This window comes from Salinimicrobium oceani (genome assembly GCF_012037645.1).
On record NZ_JAAVJR010000827.1, the window covers coordinates 1 to 408 of the forward strand.

Genomic DNA, 408 nt, shown 5'->3' on the forward strand with positions numbered 1-408 from the left:
GGAATGAAGGTGAGGTTTTTGGGAAATAATTCCCTGATCCTTTTTTCTTCCGATTCAAGGAATTCTTTGTTGACAAAAGGATCTTCCGTTCCATAGATGAAGGAGATCTCTGTACCTTCCAAAAATGCGAAATCTTCGGGTTTTAATTCCGCAGGAATTCTGCCGGAATTCAGGATGAGTTTTGAGCAATGGATCTTGCGTCTGGCAATCCAGCGGGTGACGATGGAGACGCCCTGGGAGTAGCCGAAAAGGATCAGGTTCTTAGCATTTTTGAGAGCTTCTTTTTCATACAATTCATCAAGGTAGGCCAGCACATTCTCTATTTCCTGTTCTGTATTTTCACGAGTAGCCCAGGAGGCGCCTACGTGTTCATATTTTCCGTTGAGATAATATTTTGATGGTGCCTGT

At 43.4% G+C, this 408-nt stretch carries 1 protein-coding gene; it reads right to left on the minus strand.

All coding sequences use genetic code 11. The features are described from left to right. Window positions 1-408 (minus strand): alpha/beta hydrolase (locus HC175_RS19590; protein ID WP_369074356.1); only part of this gene is annotated, 408 nt, incomplete at both ends.